This window comes from Caldisalinibacter kiritimatiensis (genome assembly GCF_000387765.1).
In the GTDB taxonomy this organism is placed as follows: Bacteria; Bacillota; Clostridia; order Tissierellales; family Caldisalinibacteraceae; genus Caldisalinibacter; species Caldisalinibacter kiritimatiensis.
The window spans coordinates 1-347 of sequence record NZ_ARZA01000010.1; the positions used below are offsets into that span (position 1 = coordinate 1).

Genomic DNA, 347 nt, shown 5'->3' on the forward strand with positions numbered 1-347 from the left:
TGAAGAAATAAAAGGTTGCTTTGAGAAATATACTCATGGATTTTTAGATATTTATAACCATTGCTTATCCTTTCATTTCATACAAGTTCCTGTGAGTATTTGCGGCAATTTTGATTTATCTTTTCCTATGTTTTTTGCAGACAGCAATGGATTAAATATTTATGAAGATATAGCCAGGAAATGTGGTCTTAATATAAGAGATACAAAAATTATTGCGGATAAATATAAGATAGAATGATTTGAATTAAGAATTCCATTGGAGGTGTATGTTTTGAACGAAAAATATATATGTCCTATATGTGGATATGATAAATTAAAAGAGGATCCATATCATAATGGAGTATTAG

Annotated in this window: 1 protein-coding gene; it reads left to right on the forward strand. The window is 28.0% G+C overall.

All coding sequences use genetic code 11. The features are described 5' to 3' along the window. On the forward strand, positions 1 to 238 hold a 238-nt coding region (locus L21TH_RS14420), incomplete at its 5' end, for a hypothetical protein (RefSeq protein WP_034428821.1). Between the last annotated feature and the right edge of the window lie 109 nt (positions 239 to 347).